Source organism: Novosphingobium sp., assembly GCF_019748365.1.
In the GTDB taxonomy this organism is placed as follows: domain Bacteria; phylum Pseudomonadota; class Alphaproteobacteria; order Sphingomonadales; family Sphingomonadaceae; genus Novosphingobium.
The window spans coordinates 1-16,349 of record NZ_JAIEPN010000173.1; the positions used below are offsets into that span (position 1 = coordinate 1).

General features: G+C 66.6%; 15 protein-coding genes. 7 read left to right on the plus strand and 8 right to left on the minus strand.

The annotated features are described in order from the left end of the window. Positions 1-2,253: pyruvate, phosphate dikinase (ppdK, locus tag K5Q19_RS18770; RefSeq protein WP_292948387.1), on the plus strand; the 2,253-nt coding region annotated here is incomplete at its 5' end. Positions 2,254-2,385: 132 nt separating this feature from the next. Here ppdK and K5Q19_RS18775 read toward each other — a convergent pair. After that, positions 2,386-3,183, minus strand: a complete 798-nt coding sequence (locus tag K5Q19_RS18775) for a methyltransferase domain-containing protein (RefSeq protein ID WP_292948389.1) — start codon at positions 3,181-3,183, stop codon at positions 2,386-2,388. Between the two features lie 80 nt (positions 3,184-3,263). On the opposite strand from K5Q19_RS18775, the gene K5Q19_RS18780 reads away from it, so the two are divergent. The 4 genes from K5Q19_RS18780 (at position 3,264) to K5Q19_RS18795 (ending at position 7,216) form a co-directional block, all read left to right on the plus strand. After that, on the plus strand, positions 3,264-4,037 hold the full coding sequence (locus tag K5Q19_RS18780; RefSeq protein ID WP_292948391.1) for a ComF family protein: 774 nt from the start codon (positions 3,264-3,266) through the stop codon (positions 4,035-4,037). Between the two features lie 397 nt (positions 4,038-4,434). Further along, positions 4,435-4,851, plus strand: coding sequence for a phosphoribosyl-AMP cyclohydrolase (gene hisI / locus K5Q19_RS18785; RefSeq protein WP_292948393.1), 417 nt, complete (start codon positions 4,435-4,437; stop codon positions 4,849-4,851). 128 nt (positions 4,852-4,979) lie between these two features. Continuing rightward, positions 4,980-5,396 carry a MerR family DNA-binding transcriptional regulator gene (locus K5Q19_RS18790; protein ID WP_292948395.1) on the plus strand — a complete coding sequence of 139 codons (417 nt, stop codon included), beginning with the start codon at positions 4,980-4,982 and terminating at the stop codon, positions 5,394-5,396. A gap of 20 nt (positions 5,397-5,416) precedes the next feature. Then, on the plus strand, positions 5,417-7,216 hold the full coding sequence (locus tag K5Q19_RS18795) for an acyl-CoA dehydrogenase C-terminal domain-containing protein (protein WP_292948397.1): 1,800 nt from the start codon (positions 5,417-5,419) through the stop codon (positions 7,214-7,216). On the opposite strand, the gene K5Q19_RS18800 is transcribed toward K5Q19_RS18795, so the two are convergent. The 6 genes from K5Q19_RS18800 to tyrS all read right to left on the minus strand — a co-directional run bounded on the left by K5Q19_RS18800 (position 7,213) and on the right by tyrS (position 14,129). After that, the gene (locus K5Q19_RS18800) at positions 7,213-7,908 is read right to left on the minus strand and encodes a dienelactone hydrolase family protein (protein ID WP_292948399.1); all 696 of its coding nucleotides are present in this window, start codon (positions 7,906-7,908) and stop codon (positions 7,213-7,215) included. The two genes, K5Q19_RS18795 and K5Q19_RS18800, sit on opposite strands and share 4 nt — an antisense overlap. A 4-nt stretch (positions 7,909-7,912) precedes the next feature. Continuing rightward, positions 7,913-8,830 carry a cysteine synthase A gene (cysK, locus tag K5Q19_RS18805; protein ID WP_292948400.1) on the minus strand — a complete coding sequence of 306 codons (918 nt, stop codon included), beginning with the start codon at positions 8,828-8,830 and terminating at the stop codon, positions 7,913-7,915. Next, on the minus strand, positions 8,827-10,161 hold the full coding sequence (locus K5Q19_RS18810; RefSeq protein WP_292948401.1) for an MFS transporter: 1,335 nt from the start codon (positions 10,159-10,161) through the stop codon (positions 8,827-8,829). The genes cysK and K5Q19_RS18810 overlap by 4 nt, the downstream gene beginning before the upstream one ends. A gap of 18 nt (positions 10,162-10,179) precedes the next feature. Then, on the minus strand, positions 10,180-12,324 hold the full coding sequence (locus K5Q19_RS18815; protein ID WP_292948402.1) for a TonB-dependent receptor: 2,145 nt from the start codon (positions 12,322-12,324) through the stop codon (positions 10,180-10,182). Between the two features lie 110 nt (positions 12,325-12,434). Further along, positions 12,435-12,773 (minus strand): PilZ domain-containing protein, encoded by a 339-nt coding sequence (locus K5Q19_RS18820; protein WP_292948404.1) that lies wholly within the window; start codon positions 12,771-12,773, stop codon positions 12,435-12,437. Between the two features lie 126 nt (positions 12,774-12,899). Then, a complete protein-coding gene (gene tyrS, locus K5Q19_RS18825) occupies positions 12,900-14,129 on the minus strand; it encodes a tyrosine--tRNA ligase (protein ID WP_292948406.1) in 1,230 nt (409 codons plus the stop codon). A 33-nt stretch (positions 14,130-14,162) separates the two neighbouring features. Between tyrS and K5Q19_RS18830 the strand changes: the two genes are divergently transcribed. Together K5Q19_RS18830 and K5Q19_RS18835 are read left to right on the plus strand one after the other, a co-directional pair. Further along, the gene (locus tag K5Q19_RS18830; RefSeq protein ID WP_292948408.1) at positions 14,163-14,705 is read left to right on the plus strand and encodes a DOMON-like domain-containing protein; all 543 of its coding nucleotides are present in this window, start codon (positions 14,163-14,165) and stop codon (positions 14,703-14,705) included. Beyond that, complete coding sequence (locus tag K5Q19_RS18835; RefSeq protein ID WP_292948410.1) at positions 14,702-15,901, plus strand: DUF1343 domain-containing protein; 1,200 nt, start codon at positions 14,702-14,704, stop codon at positions 15,899-15,901. The genes K5Q19_RS18830 and K5Q19_RS18835 overlap by 4 nt, the downstream gene beginning before the upstream one ends. 290 nt (positions 15,902-16,191) lie before the next feature. Here the strand turns inward: K5Q19_RS18835 and K5Q19_RS21975 are convergent, their stop codons facing one another. After that, positions 16,192-16,344 (minus strand): 2OG-Fe(II) oxygenase, encoded by a 153-nt coding sequence (locus K5Q19_RS21975; protein ID WP_365760214.1) that lies wholly within the window; start codon positions 16,342-16,344, stop codon positions 16,192-16,194. Positions 16,345-16,349: the final 5 nt, after the last annotated feature.

Genomic DNA, 16,349 nt, shown 5'->3' on the forward strand with positions numbered 1-16,349 from the left:
AGCTACCGCCGCTTCATCCAGATGTATTCGGACGTGGTGCTCGGCCTCGATCACCACCGCTTCGAGGATGCGCTCGAAATCGCCAAGGAAGACAACGGTTTCTTCGCCGATGTCGAGATGGGGGCCGAGCATTGGCAGGACCTCGTTGGCCAGTACAAGGCGATCGTTGCAGAGGAACTCGGTCGCCCGTTCCCGCAGGACGTCCACGAACAGCTCTGGGGCGCGATCGGTGCCGTGTTCGATTCGTGGGAGAGCGACCGCGCCAAGGTCTATCGCCGCCTCAATGCGATTCCGCATGACTGGGGCACCGCGGTCAACGTGCAGGCCATGGTCTTCGGCAATATGGGCGAAACCTCGGCCACCGGCGTCGCCTTCACCCGCGATCCCGCCACCGGCGAGCGCGCCTATTACGGCGAATGGCTGGTCAACGCGCAGGGCGAGGACGTCGTCGCCGGCATCCGCACCCCGCAGTACCTCACCAAGGCCGCGCGCGAACGCGCCGGGGCCAAGCCGCTTTCCATGGAAGAGGCGATGCCGGACGCTTATGGCGAGCTCGCCCGCGTGTTCGACCTGCTCGAAGCCCACTACAGGGACATGCAGGACATCGAATTCACCGTCGAGCAGGGCAAGCTGTGGATGCTGCAGACCCGCTCGGGCAAGCGCACCGCCAAGGCCGCGCTCAAGATGGCGGTGGATATGGCGCGCGAAGGCCTGATCGACGAGGCGACCGCGGTGAAGCGCGTCGATCCGATGGCGCTCGATCAGCTACTGCACCCGACGCTCGATCCCAGCGCCCCGCGCGAAGTGCTCACGCGCGGCCTGCCGGCCTCGCCAGGCGCCGCCACCGGCGTCATCGTGTTCGATGCCGACAGCGCCGAACACCGCGCGCAGATGGGCGAGGATGTGATCCTCGTACGCATCGAGACGAGCCCCGAAGACATCCACGGCATGCACGCCGCCAAGGGCGTGCTCACCGCGCGCGGCGGCATGACCAGCCACGCCGCCGTCGTCGCACGCGGGATGGGCCGCCCCTGCGTTTCGGGCGCCTCCGGCCTCTCGATCGACATGGCCAGCCGCACCGCGCGGATGGGCACGCGCGAGGTCAAGGAAGGCGAGGTCATCACGCTCGACGGATCGAACGGCGATGTCATGCTCGGCGCCGTGCCGATGGTCGAGCCCGAACTCGTCGGCGATTTTGCCGTGCTCATGGAGTGGGCCGACAAGCACCGCCGCATGAAGGTGCGCGCCAATGCCGAAACGCCGCTCGATTGCCAGGTCGCGCGCCAGTTCGGCGCCGAGGGCGTGGGCCTCTGCCGAACCGAACACATGTTCTTCGATGCGGGCCGTATCTCCTTGGTGCGCCAGATGATTCTGGCCGAGGACGAGGCCACCCGCCGCCGCGCGCTCGATAGCCTGCTTCCCGAACAGCGCGCCGATTTCACCGCAATCTTCGAAGTCATGGCCGGGCTTCCCGTCACCATCCGGCTGCTCGATCCGCCGCTCCACGAATTCCTGCCGCATGGCGACGCGGAGTTTGCCGAGCTCTCGGAAGCGACCGGCCTCGGTGTCGATCACTTGAAGCGCCGTGCCGCCGAATTGCACGAATTCAACCCCATGCTCGGCCACCGCGGCTGCCGCCTCGGCATTACGTTCCCCGAAATCTACGAGATGCAGGCCCGCGCGATCTTCGAGGCGGCTTGCGATGTCGCGGAAAAGTCGGGCGAGGCGGTCGTGCCGGAAGTGATGATCCCGCTCGTCGCCACCCGCCGCGAACTCCAGATCCTGCGTGCGCTGGTTGACCGCGCGGCAGAGGCCGTCTTTGCGGAAAAGGGCCGCACGCTCGAGTACCTCGTCGGCACCATGATCGAGCTGCCGCGCGCTGCGCTGATGGCGGGCGAGATTGCCGAGGAAGCGAAGTTCTTCTCCTTTGGCACCAACGATCTTACCCAGACCACGCTCGGCGTGAGCCGCGACGATGCCGCCCGCTTCCTCGGGCCCTATGTCGAACAGGGCATCTACCCGCGCGATCCGTTCGTCAGCCTCGATATCGAAGGTGTCGGCCAGCTCGTCGAAATGGCCGCGGTGCGCGGGCGTGAGACCCGGCCCGACATCAAGCTCGGCATCTGCGGCGAACACGGCGGCGATCCGGCGTCGATCGCGTTTTGCGAGAAGGTTGGCCTCGATTACGTTTCGGCCAGCCCCTATCGCGTTCCGATTGCCAGGCTGGCGGCGGCGCAGGCGGCGTTGGGTTAGACCTCGACATTTCGTCATTCCCGTGAACGCGGGAATCCAGGGCTCCACATGCTGCGCCTGCCGCTCTGGATCCCCGCGTTCGCGGGGATGACGAAGGGGGGGGCGGCGCTCGCGTCTATCGAGGCGGCGTGCTCAGAACTTCGGCGGCCGCAGCGCCTTGTTCCAGCCGCTCATGGTCAGGATGGCGAAGCGCTCGGTGACCCGGCCTTCGCCATCCGCCATCGCCGCAAACGCCGCCTCGGCCCGCGCAAGGCCAGCCTTGCCCAGCAGCGGTCCGGGGCGGGCGAGGCAATTGCCCAGCCCCTGGGCGCGCAGATCGGCCACCAGTCGGCGCAGGCTTGAGTAACGCACATCCAGCACGCGGCTGTCGCTCATCGGTTCGGCAAAGCCGCAGCGTTGCAGCAGGTCGCCGCCAGCGCGGACGTCGACTTGCGGGTGGATCCGTGCAGCGGGGCGCTCGCCATCGGCCTCGGCCATGACCTCGCGCAGCGCGGGGACACTGCCCGCACCGCACAGGCTCATGATGGCAAGCCCGCCGGGAGCCAGGGCGCGGCGGATATGCAGCATCGCGCCGGGCAGGTCATTCACCGTCGCCAGCGTGCCGAGCTGGGCGATAAGGTCAAAGCCCGCAGCGGGAAGGGGCTGTTCCTCGTCGATGGCCTGTTCGCCCGCGATCGGCGCAGGATCGGCGCGGACAACGGCGCATCCGCCCGCCTCCAGCGCTTTGGACAGCATGCCGGAAGTATCGCCGACCACCAGCGCCCGCGTCGGCTGGTGGCGCAGAAAGGCCAGCCGGTCGAGCACATCCTCGGCCATATCGTCTGCAAGGAACGACGGCGCATCCGCACCGCGCTCAAGCCAGCGCATCCGTTCGCGCATCGCGCGGCGGCGGGAAGGGGCGAAGATGGTGGGAGGAGGGGCGCTGGCCATCGCAGAGGCCCCTGCCGTGCGGCGCGGCGCTTGCCAAGTCCCTCTTGCGAATCCCGTGTTCGGGGCAGACACTCCGCACCATGGCCGGCCCCGCGTTTCTGACCCCGATCCTCGATCTGGTGTTTCCGCCGCGCTGTCCGCTCTGCGGCGATGCGCTGGCACAGCAGGGCGGGCTCTGCGCCGCATGCTGGACCAAGCTCGCCGTGCCGGGAGAGCCGGCCTGCAAGACCTGCCAGCGGCCGCTGCCCGACAGCGTCCTACGCTCCGGCGAAGTCCAGTGCGCGCCGTGCCTGGCAAGCCCGCCGCGCCACGCCGGCATTGCGGCAGCGACGCTCTACAACGATGCTTCGCGCGAACTCGTGCTGGCGTTCAAGCGCGGCAAGCGGATCGCGCTGGCGGACCTGCTGTCACGGCTGATGGTGCGGCGCCTGCCCGAACTGGACGGCGAATGGCTGGTCGTGCCGGTGCCGCTCCACCGCTGGCGGCTGTGGGAGCGCGGGTTCAACCAGTCGGCGCTGCTTGCGGAGCGGATCGCGCGGGCCGTCCACCAACCGCTCGTCGTTGACGCGCTGGAGCGCCGCAAGCGCACGCCCTCGCTTGGCGGCCTTGGCAAGCGCGCGCGGGCCGAGGCGCTGCGCGGTGCCATCAGCGCGCATTCGCGCCGCGCCGGGCGGCTGAACGGCGCAAAGGTGCTGCTGGTCGATGATGTGATGACGAGCGGCGCCACGACCGATGCCTGCCTCGCCGCGCTGCGCAAGGCGGGGGTAGCGGAGGTGCGCATCGCCTGCTTTGCCCGGGTGCTGGATGAGGCGCTCGATCATGCCGGCCGCGAAGATGCGCCGCTGGCGGCCTGACATTCCGGGAGCCTGAAACACGAAACGCCCGGAGTGTTACCTCCGGGCGTTCCCGTGACGATACCTGATCGGTTCGGCTCCATCCCGTCACGGCCTGCCCCTCGCGGCCCCAGTTTCTGCTGGTCTAGTGACGGATGACGGACCCTGCCGAAATCCCTGAGCGCTTCTCCGATCACAGCGCTGCTCTGCCCATTTCGGGGAGCGGCGCCGCGCTCGGGCCCCATGTAATGTGACCCCTGAACGTTGGCCTGTATTCGTGCGCCCGGGCAATCACCCGGTGCGCGTTTACGGCTCCCTCAAGCCGCACCGCATACATCCGCCATTGCTGGCCGAGGTTAAAGCATGTTGTTCAAGGGCCATGGATTTTGGCCAAGGTATGTGGTTATCCTGCAACAAAATGACACCAGCGCTGCGAAAGGCCTGTCCCATTTCACTGCAATCTCCCGAAACCGAGCTGCGTGAGCAAGGCGCGGTGTTCATGCCGCGCTTCGACTCTGCCGGACTCGTCACTGCCGTGGCGGTCGATCACGCCACCGGACAGCTGCTGATGCTGGCGCACATGGACGCCGAAGCGATTGCCCGCACGCGCGAAACCGGCTTTGCCCATTTCCATTCGCGTTCGCGCGGGCGGCTATGGATGAAGGGTGAGACGTCGGGCCACGTGCTCAAGGTGATCGAGATTCGTGTCGACTGCGATCAGGACGCGCTGGAACTCAGAGTCGAGGCGGCCGGACCGGCCTGCCATACGCTCGCTCCCTCGTGCTTCTACCGCCGGATCGGTGCGGACGGGGGGCTTGAGCGGATCGAAGGTTGACGCTTACGTAAAGGGTAGTTAGTTCGCGGCTTATGTCCTCGCGTCCCATCACCACGAGTCCAGAGCGGGTGCCATCCGTGCCAGCCCGGCGGGCGGAGGCAGCCCGCAGTGCTGATCACACCGGACACTTGCATCAGCCCGATGCGCTTGCACGTGAGCAGTTCACGATCTCGGACCTTTCGAGCGAATTCGGCGTTACCGCCCGCGCCCTGCGATTCTATGAGGATGAGGGCCTGATCGCGCCGACCCGGGTGGGCCTTGCGCGCATCTATTCGAAGCGCGACCGGGCAAGGCTCGCCTGGATCATGCGCGCCAAGAACGTGGGCTTCAGCCTCTCCGAAATCCGCGACATGATCGACCTTTACGATCTCGGCGATGGCCGCGCGAAGCAGCGCCGCGTGACAATCGACAAGTGCCGCGAGCGGATCGGTAACCTCAAGCGCCAGCAGGCCGATATAAATGCGACGATTGCCGAACTGACCAGCTTTGTCGCGCTGCTCATCGAGCGCGAGAAGCTCGAAGGCCGACACGTCGATCCTGAATAAGACTTCGAGAGGACCAGCCCATGCCCGTTTTCCAGGCGCCGACCCGCGACACCCGTTTTGTTGTCAATGAAGTGCTGGGCCTTGAAGGCTACGGCCATCTGCCGGGCTTCGAAGCTGCAACCCGCGACCTGACGGATAGCGTGATCGAGGAAGCCGGGCGCTTCGTGAACGAGGTGGTCGCCCCGCTCAATCTTTCGGGGGATCAGGAAGGCTGCACCCGCCATCCCGATGGCTCGGTCACGACGCCCAAGGGCTTCAAGGAAGCCTATGCGCGATACGTCGAGGCTGGGTGGGGCACGCTCGCCGCGCCGGAAGTCTATGGCGGGCAGGGGCTGCCGCATGTGATCGGCTTCGTGATGGAGGAGTATCTCGCCAGCGCCAACCAGGCCTTCGCGATGTATCCGGGCCTTGCCAACGGCGCGATCTCGGCGATCTCGTCGAAGGGCTCGCCCGAGCAGCAGGCGACCTATCTGCCCAAGATGGTCAGCGGCGAATGGCTCGGCACGATGAACCTGACCGAGCCGCATTGCGGCACCGACCTCGGCCTTATCCGCACCCGCGCGGAGCCGCAGGCGGATGGGTCCTACAGCATCACCGGCACCAAGATCTTCATCTCGGCAGGCGACCATGACCTGTGCGAGAACATCATCCACCTCGTGCTGGCGAAGACGCCGGGTGCCCCTGAATCGTCGAAGGGCATCTCGCTGTTCATCGTGCCCAAGTTCCTCGTGAACGCCGATGGCTCGCTGGGCGACCGCAATGCCGTTTCGGTCGGCTCGATCGAGCACAAGATGGGCATCCACGGCAACGCGACCTGCGTGATGAACTACGACGGCGCCAAGGGCTGGCTGGTCGGCGAGGAGAACAAGGGCCTCGCCGCGATGTTCATCATGATGAACGCGGCGCGCCTCGGCGTCGGCATTCAGGGCCTCGCGCAGGCGGAAGCTTCGTACCAGAACGCGCTGCTCTATGCGCAGGACCGCCGGCAGGGCCGCGCGCTGACGGGCCCCGCAGAGCCGCAGCAGAAGGCCGATCCGCTGCTCGTGCACCCCGATGTGCGCCGCATGCTGATGGACGCCAAGATGTTCATCGGCGGCATGCGCGCACTGTGCCTGTGGGGCGCGCTGCAGGTCGATCTTTCGCACAAGGCCGCGACCGAGGAGGAGCGGCAGGCCGCCGACGACCTCATCAGCCTGCTCACCCCCGTGATCAAGGGCTACGGCACCGACATGGGCTACAAGACCGCGACTGACATGCAGCAGGTCTGGGGCGGGCACGGCTACATCGCTGAAAACGGCATGGACCAGTTCGTGCGCGATGCTCGCATTGCGATGATCTACGAAGGCGCCAACGGCGTGCAGGCGATGGACCTCGTCGGCCGCAAGCTGGCGCTCAATGGCGGCCGCGCGGTCCAGCGCCTGTTTGCAGTGATCGACGCTGAATGCGCCGAGGACAGTGCCGACGAGACTGTGAAGCTGGTGGCCGAGCGGCTTGCCAAGGCAACCGGCCACCTCAAGGCTGCGACCATGTGGTTCCTCCAGCATGGCATGACCGACCGCAATGCGGTTGGCGCGGGCGCCTATGCCTACATGACGCTGACCGGCGTGGTCTCGCTCGGCCTGATGTGGCTGCGCATGGCCAAGGTTTCGGCCGCAGCTCTGGGTCAGGAGGGCGCGGACAAGGCGTTCTACGAAGCCAAGCTGCTCTGTGCCAAGCACTGGGCGCTGCGCTTTGCTCCGCAGGCAGGCGCATTGCGCTACGAAGTGGAAGCGGGCGCCGAGACGGTGATGGCGATGACGGCGGAGCAGTTCGCCGCTTAGAAAAATTCCGCGAACAGCCCCATGAGCGCAGCCCAGCTCTGGCGGTCTGCGCTGGCGTCGTAGCCGATGGCGGGCACGCCGCGCGCGTCGCTGCCGGGATCGGTGAAGCCGTGCTTCACGCCGCTATAGGCATGGAGGTGCCAGTTGGCTCCGGCCGCGTCCATTTCCTCCCAGAAGGCGGTGACCTGCGAGCGGGGGACGAGCGGGTCGGCATCGCCGTGGCAGACGAGGATGCGGGCTTTCACAGCGCCGGATGCCGCCGGGCGGCCTGTCTCCAGAATGCCGTGGAAGCTCGCGGCCAGCACGATGTCCGCGCCGTCCCGCGCCAGTTCGAGCGCGGCTTGTCCGCCCATGCAGTAGCCGATGGCGGCGGCCTTGAGGCCTTGTGCCTCGGGCAGGCCGGTCAGCGTATCGAGCGCGGCGCGCAGCCGTGCCCGGTAGCCATCGACCGAGGCACGCAGGGACCCCGCCAACTGCATCGAATGCTCGAAATCGCGCACAGGTTCGCCATAGAAATCGGCGACCATCGCGATGAACCCGGCATCTGCCAGCATCTGCGCGCGGCGCTCCATCGGCGGATTGGGGTTCATGATCGTCGGCAGCACGAGCACCGCGCCGCGCGGCGCACCGACGGGGCGGGCAAGCCACCCCGTCAGCGCGGTATCGCCGTCCCGATAGGCGAGGGGCTCCACGGGCCTATTCCGGCAGGAAGTCCGGCACCGAGAGATAGCGCTCGCCGGTGTCGTAGTTGAAGCCGAGCACGCGGCTGCCGGCAGGCAGTTCCGGCAGCTTCTGCGCGATGGCCGCCAAGGTCGCGCCCGAGCTGATGCCGACGAGCATGCCTTCCTCGCGCGCAGCGCGGCGGGCCCATTCCTTGGCGTCCGCCGGATCGACCTGGATCGCGCCGTCGATGGCCTGGGTGTGGAGGTTGCCCGGGATGAACCCGGCGCCGATGCCCTGGATCGGGTGCGGCGCAGGCTGGCCGCCCGAGATGACAGGCGAAAGTGTCGGCTCGACCGCCCAGGCCTTCATGCTGGGCCAGTGGCCCTTGAGCATCTCGGCGCAGCCCGTGAGGTGCCCGCCGGTACCAACGCCCGTGATCAGCGCGTCGATCGGTGTTTCGGCGAAGTCTGCGAGGATCTCCGCAGCGGTGGTCCGCACGTGGACGGCGACGTTGGCCGGGTTATCGAACTGCGCGGGCATCCATGCGCCGGGGGTCTCGTCAACGATCTCGAGTGCGCGGGCGATGGCGCCCTTCATGCCCTTCTCGCGCGGGGTGAGGTCGAACGTCGCGCCATAGGCAAGCATCAGCCGGCGCCGCTCGAGCGACATCGATTCGGGCATGACGAGGATCAGCTTGTAGCCCTTGACCGCCGCGACCATGGCAAGGCCGATTCCGGTGTTGCCCGAAGTCGGCTCGACGATGGTGCCGCCGGGCTGGAGGCTGCCGTCAGCCTCCGCCGCCTCGATCATCGCGAGGGCGATGCGGTCCTTGATCGAACCGCCGGGATTGGTGCGTTCGCTCTTCACCCATACCTCGTGGTCGGGAAACAGGCGGGAGAGGCGAATGTGCGGGGTATTGCCGATAGTGGCGAGGATATTGGCCGCTTTCATGTCGCTTCCTTCTGGTGAAGTGTCTTGTCTGCAAATGTGCGCACGAGCCTGAGTTCCGGGAACCAGACCGCCCACAGCATGGTGACAACTATCGCACCCACGCCGCCGAATACAACCGCGCCGGTGGCGCCCAGCAGCGCCGCCGCCACGCCGGACTGCATTTCACCAAGCTCGTTGGATGCGGAAATGGCAAGGCCCGAGATGGAGGAGACCCGCCCGCGCACGGCGTCGGGCGTATGGAGCTGCACCAGCGTGTTGCGGATGAACACCGAAACCATGTCGGCTGCGCCAAGCGCGGCGAGCATCAGCAGCGAGAAGAAGTAGTCGCGGCTGAGGCCGAAGCCGATGGTCGCCGCGCCATAGATCGCGACCGCAATCAGCATCTTGGCGCCGACGCCGCTTTCGATGGGTTTGCGGGCCAACAGCAGTGCCACCACCACCGCACCCGCCCCCGGCGCCGCGCGCATGATGCCAAGCCCGTTGGGGCCGACGGGATGCCCGCCGATCATCAGGATGTCGCGGGCATAGACCGGCAGCAGCGCGGTCGCACCGCCCAGCAGCACGGCAAAGAGATCAAGCGTGACGCAGCCGAACAGGAACCGGTCGTTCCACACGAAAGTCAGCCCGCCGACGATCTGCGCCAGCGGTTTCGCCCGCTTGTTCTCGTCTGGCGGGGGCAGCGGGCGGATGCGGAACACCGACACCGTGGCAAGGCCCAGCAGCACCACCGAAATGCCATAGGGCAGCGCGGGCGCTTGCGCGAAAAGCAGGCCGGCAATTGCCGGTCCGCCGACCGAGCCCGTCTGCCAGGCCATCGAGTTGATGGCCACGGCCCGCGGCATCAGCCGGACGGGCACGACGTTGGGCGCGATAGAAGCCATCGCGGGGCCGATGAACACGCGTGCCGTTCCGTGCAGCGCGCCCAGTGCGAAGAGCAAGGGAAGGTTGAGATGGCCCGCAATGGTCGCCAGCATCAGCACCAGCGCCACGATCATGTCGATCCCTACGGCGGAGCCGGCAACCAGCCTCCGGTCATATCTGTCCGCAATGAGGCCCGCCACCGGGGTGAGCAGCAAGACCGGCAGAAACTGCGCAAGGCCCAGCAGGCCCAGCTGGAAGGCTGCCATGCCGATGCTCATGCCATATTGGCTGCGCGCTACATCGTAGAGCTGGTAGCCCAGCACCACGACCATGCCGGTCGTCGCGAACACCGACAGGAACCGGGCCAGCCAGAAGCGGCGGTAGTCCGGAATGTCGAGCGGTGAGCGCGGTTCGTCTGCGGGCAAGGTCACGCCGCCCGAATGGCAGTGCGGCGCGTCCTTGCCAAGCAAGCAAAACTAGGCCGTCGCTTAAATCTTCAGCGAAAGCGTGATCCGCACGTTGCGCCCGGCAATCGGCACGAAGTCGCGCGTCTCCGAAGTGGACAGTCGGCCGGTGGCGTCAAGGAGGTTGTCGCCCGAGAGAATGAATGCGGCCGGACCGTTCTTCCCACCGGGCCGCCAGGTCACGCTGGCGTTCAGCAGGGTGAAGGCATCGACCGAGTTCTCGTTCGTGGCAACGCGGTCTTGCCGGGCGTTGTAGACGGCTTCAACGTTCGCGCCAATGCGCTCCGCCTCGAAGCCGAGCCCGCCGCGCACGCGCAGGGGCGGAATGCGCGGTGCCGGCCCGATACCGGCGATCCTGGCGTGGACGTAGTCAACCGCACCCTCCACCGAAAGCGCGCTGCCATCGGCCCACCGGATGGCCTTCCACGCGCCTTCCGCTTCGATACCGCGGAACCGGGCGTCACCCTGGATGAACTGGAACGCCGGTACGTCCTCGATCCGCGTTCCGGTTGGCAGCGGCGCGATGAAGTTGTCGAAGTTGGTGGCATAAGCTGTCACCGCACCAGCGAAACGATCGCTGTGGTAGCGCATCCCGATCTCCAGCGTGTTGCTGCGCTCGATCCGGAAGGCAGGGTTGCCTTGCTCGTAGGACTGCGTCGCTTCATGAACGCCGTTGATGTAGAGTTCCTCGGGGCTCGGCGCCCGCTCGCCGTGGGTCGCTGAAAGGCTCAGCGTCAGGCTTTCGATCGGGTGCCAGGCGATACCGGCACCGGCCGCGAAGAGATTGAAGCTGCGGCTGGGCCCTTCCTTGGGCACGATGCTGACGTGTTCGAACCGGCCGCTGCCTTCCAGATCGACACTGCCCACGCTGAGCTGCTGCCGCGTGAAGACGGCAAACCGTTCGGTGACCGAATTGGGGACAAGCGGCTCGCCATCGATGCTGAAATTGCGGGTGCCGAACTGGATGCCGCTCTCGCCGCGCCAGCCGCCGCGCTTGGCCTGGCTCAGCACGAGTCGCGATTCGATGGCTTTGTTGAAGAACCGGGCTTCGGCTTCGCCGCCGACGATCTCGGCATGGGTGTAGTCGCCGAACGCCGCGCGTAAATCGAGGCGATCGAAGAAACCACCCAGATTGACACTGCCGTGCAGGTCGACACGCGTCTGGCGCAGCGCGATCGAGACGGCTTCCGGATCGGTCGAGGGGCGAAGCGGAATACCGTAGTCGCTGGTCAGGCGCTGCACCGCGATGCCGAGCGTGCCGCCGCTGTCGATAAAGGCGAGACCGCCGCCGACGGTGGTGCCACGCGCCCAGGAATTGGCGATACGACCACGCGCGTTGACTTGCGAGGTCAGGATGTCCGCCCCCTCCTGATCTCCGTCAGCGGCGAGATCGGCCGCTTCGGCCAGCGAACGGGTGCGCAGCGCATCGGAGACGACATTGCCGCCGATCCGCACATCGCTGGCGCGGTTGTATGATGCGTCGAAGTGGGCGGCGAGGCGCGGCGCAAGTGCCACGTCGACGGTGCCGGCAAGGTTCACGGAATCCGCCGCGCTGCCATAGCCCGCAACGGCCTCCGCGCTTACCGGCTTGTCGGGCATGCGCCGCGGAATGCGCCGTTCGAGCGCATTGACCGCACCCCCGGCGGGATCGGCCGCATAGAGAAGCACGGCGGGGCCGTGCAGCACATCGATCTGCTCGACATTGAGCGTGTCGATGGCCACGCCGTGGTCAACGGAAACCGACGAGGCATCGAGCGAGCCGATGCCGTCGGTCAGGATCTGCACGCGTGGGCCATCGAAGCCGCGCAGTACGGGACGCGAGGCGCCGGGAGCAAAGCCGGTGGTCGATACGCCCGGCAGATGGGCCAGCAGCGTGCCGATCTGCGCGGCGGCATGGCGGGCGAGCTCGTCGCCGTTGATGACCACCGGCGCGACAATCGAATCGCGATCGCCCGAAATCAGACGGCCGGTGACGACAATCGGGGTGTGTCCGGCATCGTCAGCTTGCCCGGTGTTTACTTCGCCGCCGTGTCCGTGGGCCGGTGCTCCGGCTGCGGCCGGCGCTGGCAGGCTTCCGGCGGCTTCATCGGTTGCGGCAAGCGCGGGCGAAATGGAGGCAAGGGCGAGGGCGCCGAAAGCGGGGCCGGCAAGAGCGTGAGAAATTGACATCAGTTGCACCCGATTTGGATAGACCGGTGCGCATTAGCGTGATGATATAATATCACAAGAGCAAATCGGCAGCGCGCTACGGATCGCGGCGCCGCCGTTGCTGCGCTGCATCAGCGGGTGCGGTGGAGCCTTGGATTGGGCTGCAAGGACTTGATCATCATGAGGAAATCGTCGCCCCTGATGATTCGCTCGAACTGGAAGCCGGCGCGCGTGCCATCGCTCCAGACGAGGAAGGCCTCGATCCGCCCGATGTGGTGCAGGCGGATGGTGATCCGCTCGCCGCGCTGGAGGGCGACGTCACCCTTCACCATGAACCCGGTGGTGGAGATGTTGATGACATGCAGCATCACATCTCCCAGACGGCGATGCTCGCCGATCAGGGGCAAGTCTACCGGATGGCGGGTGGAGAGCCGCTGATCGGTGACGGAAAGCTGTGCGCCGCTGGCCATGGTCGCTCCTCGTAATGGTCAAGCAGAGGAGTATTTGGGGCCAATTGGCTGATATTTCGTAAAGGCACGGCACCGTTTTGCCGCTTTGCGGTAAGGACTTGCCGGTTAACGGCAGGTCCTTGCCGGTCAGGCGGGGCGCAGGACGCCGTGCTTCTTCTTGCCCGAGGAAACGCGGATTTCAGCGCCGCCGAGGGCGATGACGTGGGCTTCATCGGTCACCGCCTGACCCTCCACCCGCGCGCCGCCGCCGGCGATGAGGCGCTTGGCTTCGCCGCGGCTCGCCGCAAATCCGAGGCCGATGAGCGCATCGACCAGCGCGATGCTGCCGTCTGCCACGTCAAGCGAAGGCAGGTCCTGCCCGACTCCGCCGCCGGCAAAGGTCGCCGCGGCTGTCGCCTCCGCCGCCGCTGCGGCATCCGCGCCGCGCACGAGCTTCGTGACCTCGTTGGCCAGAACGACCTTTGCCGCGTTGATCTCGCTGCCATCCAGCGACTCGAGGCGGGCGATCTCGTCGAGCGGCAGATCAGTGAACAGGCGCAGGAAGCGGCCGACGTCGCGGTCGTCGACGTTGCGCCAGTATTGCCAGAAGTCCCAGGCGGGGAGCGCATCCTCGTTGAGCCAGACCGCGCCCGCCGCCGTCTTGCCCATCTTCGCGCCGTCTGCCGTCGTCAGCAGCGGGGTGGTGAGGCCGAAGACATCGTTGCCGTCCTTGCGGCGGGCGAGTTCGATACCGTTGACGATATTGCCCCACTGATCCGACCCGCCCATCTGCAACCGCACGCCATCATGCAGCGCGAGGTGGCGGAAATCGTAGCCCTGCAGGATCATGTAGTTGAATTCGAGGAAGGTCATCGGCTGTTCGCGGTCGAGCCGCAGCTTCACCGAATCGAAGGTGAGCATGCGGTTGACCGTGAAGTGCGTGCCGACTTCCTGCAGCAGTTCGATATAGCCAAGCTTGCCCAGCCAATCGTGGTTGTTGACCATGACCGCATCGGTCGGCCCGTCGCCGAAGGTCAGCAGGCGGGCGAAGACCTGGCGGATCGAGGCGATGTTGTCCTCGATGGTCTGGTCCGAGAGCATCTTGCGGCTCTCGTCGCGCCCGGTGGGATCGCCGATCCGCGTCGTCCCGCCGCCCATCAGGACGACCGGTTTGTGCCCCGTCTGCTGGAGGCGGCGCAGCATCATGATCTGGACGAGGCTGCCGATGTGGAGCGATGGCGCGGTCGCATCGAAGCCGATATAGCCCGGCACGATCTGCCTGGCGGCAAGCGCATCGAGGCCTTCGGCATCGGTGAGCTGATGAATATAGCCGCGCTCGCTGAGCAGGCGGAGGAGCGAAGAGGTGTACTGCGTCATGACGCGGGGGCGCCTAGCACGAAAGAGCAAGGCTTGGAAACGTTCGACCTGACGGCACATCCGGCGCATCCGGCCAAAGTCGTGACCAGGGTTGCCGCGCGCATACTCTCGCACGATGCCAACTGGCTCACGCTGCGCTGGAAGTTGGACGGGGCGGGCGCGCTGGTCCTGCCGTCGTTTGCCGGACGGGTGCGGACCGACGGGCTGTGGCAGACGACCTGCTTCGAGTTCTTCGTAAAGGCGCCGGATGGAGAGGGATATGCCGAGTTCAACCTCTCTCCTTCGGAACGCTGGGCGGCCTATGATTTCACGAGCTACCGCGCAGGGATGGCCGAACGGGCAGTGGAGCGCGCGCCGGTGTGCACCCCGCGGCGCGGGCAGTCCGTCCTGATCTTCGATGCCGCCATCCCGGCCTCCGCGCTGCCGCCGCTGCCGTGGGCTTACGGCCTGACCGCGGTGATCGAGGAGGAGGGCGGCGTGAAGTCGTACTGGGCCTCGGCGCACCCGCCCGAGAAGCCCGACTTCCACGATCCGGCTTGCATGGCCGGGCGGCTTGCGGCACCGGAAGCGCCATGAAATTCGGTATCGATCGCCTGCTCGCCGACCCGGCGCTGCGCGCGCCGCTTGAGGGCAAGCGCGTGGCCCTCGTCGCCCATCCCGCCTCGGTGACGGAGGGGCTCGTCCATTCGCTCGATGCCTTGGCGGCCTGCCCGGGGATCACGCTGACCGCTGCATTCGGGCCGCAACATGGCCTGCGCGGCGACAAGCAGGACAATATGGTCGAGACCGAGGACTTCATCGACCCGGCGCTCGGGATCCCGGTGTTCAGCCTCTACGGCGAGGTGCGGCGGCCCACGGCGCGGATGATGGACAGCGCCGATGTCTTCCTGTTCGACCTGCAGGACCTCGGCTGCCGGATATACACCTTCGTGACGACGCTGCTTTATCTGCTGGAAGCCGCGAGCGGGACCGGCAAGGCCGTCTGGGTGCTCGACCGGCCCAATCCTGCGGGCCGCCCGGTTGAGGGCACGACGCTGCTGCCGGGCTGGGAAAGCTTTGTCGGCGCAGGGCCGATGCCGATGCGGCACGGGATGACGCTGGGCGAGATGGGCCGCTGGTTTGTCGATCACTTCAGGCTCGACGTGGACTACCGTGTGGTGACGATGGAAGGCTGGGAGCCCGAAGGCCCCGGTTTCGGATGGCCGCAGAGCCGCATCTGGATCAACCCTTCTCCCAACGCCGCGAGCCTCAACATGGCGCGCGCCTATGCCGGCACCGTGATGATCGAGGGCGCGACGCTTTCGGAAGGGCGCGGGACGACGCGGCCGCTGGAAGTGCTTTTCGGTGCGCCCGATGTCGATGCCAAGGCGGTGCTGGCGGAAATGAAGAGCTTCGCGCCGGAATGGCTGGCAGGCTGCGCGCTGCGCGAGTGCTGGTTCGAGCCGACGTTTCACAAGCACGTGGGCAAGCTGTGCAACGCGCTGATGATCCATGCCGAGGGCGCGTTCTACGATCACCACGCGTTTCGCCCTTGGCGGCTGCAGGCGCTGGCGTTCAAGGCGGTGCGGCGGCTCTATCCGGACTATCCGCTGTGGCGCGATTTTCCTTACGAGTACGTCACCGACAAGCTGGCGATCGATGTGATCAACGGCGGGCCGGGGCTGCGGCAATGGGTCGATGATGCGGGCAGCACGCCAGCTGATCTGGAAGCGCTGGCGGAGCCGGACGAAGCGGCGTGGGCGGAGACGCGGGCACCGTTCCTGCTGTACTGAAGCGGGACAGAACAGCGGTAGGTTGACACAGTTGACACAGTCCTGAGAGGAAACTCCGAGGGCCTTTTTTCAGTCATTTGACGCACTCGCGCGAGCCGTGCCTGATGCGTCGACAAGCTCGGCATGAGCGGGTTTGGGTCTGGTTCACGAGGTTCAAAGAGCAGGCTTCGATGATACGCGAACCAGTGGGTTGTAGGACAGCGGTTAGTGCTGTCCGGCAGGCTGCCCAGCCCCGGGTCAAGCCCGGGGTGACGATGTGAAGGGGCGGCTGAGGCGAGGCGGATGCCGTCTCAGCTCGCATCGTGGAAGATGATCCCCAACGTCTGGCGCTCGCCTGAAAGCACGGTGCTCACCCCGTGGCGCATCGCGGACTTTGACCAGCCGGTGGAGGCAAGCCGGGGTTTGTCGCGCACCGGGAACAAAGCGATCTGTCCTTGCTGGATCGGCA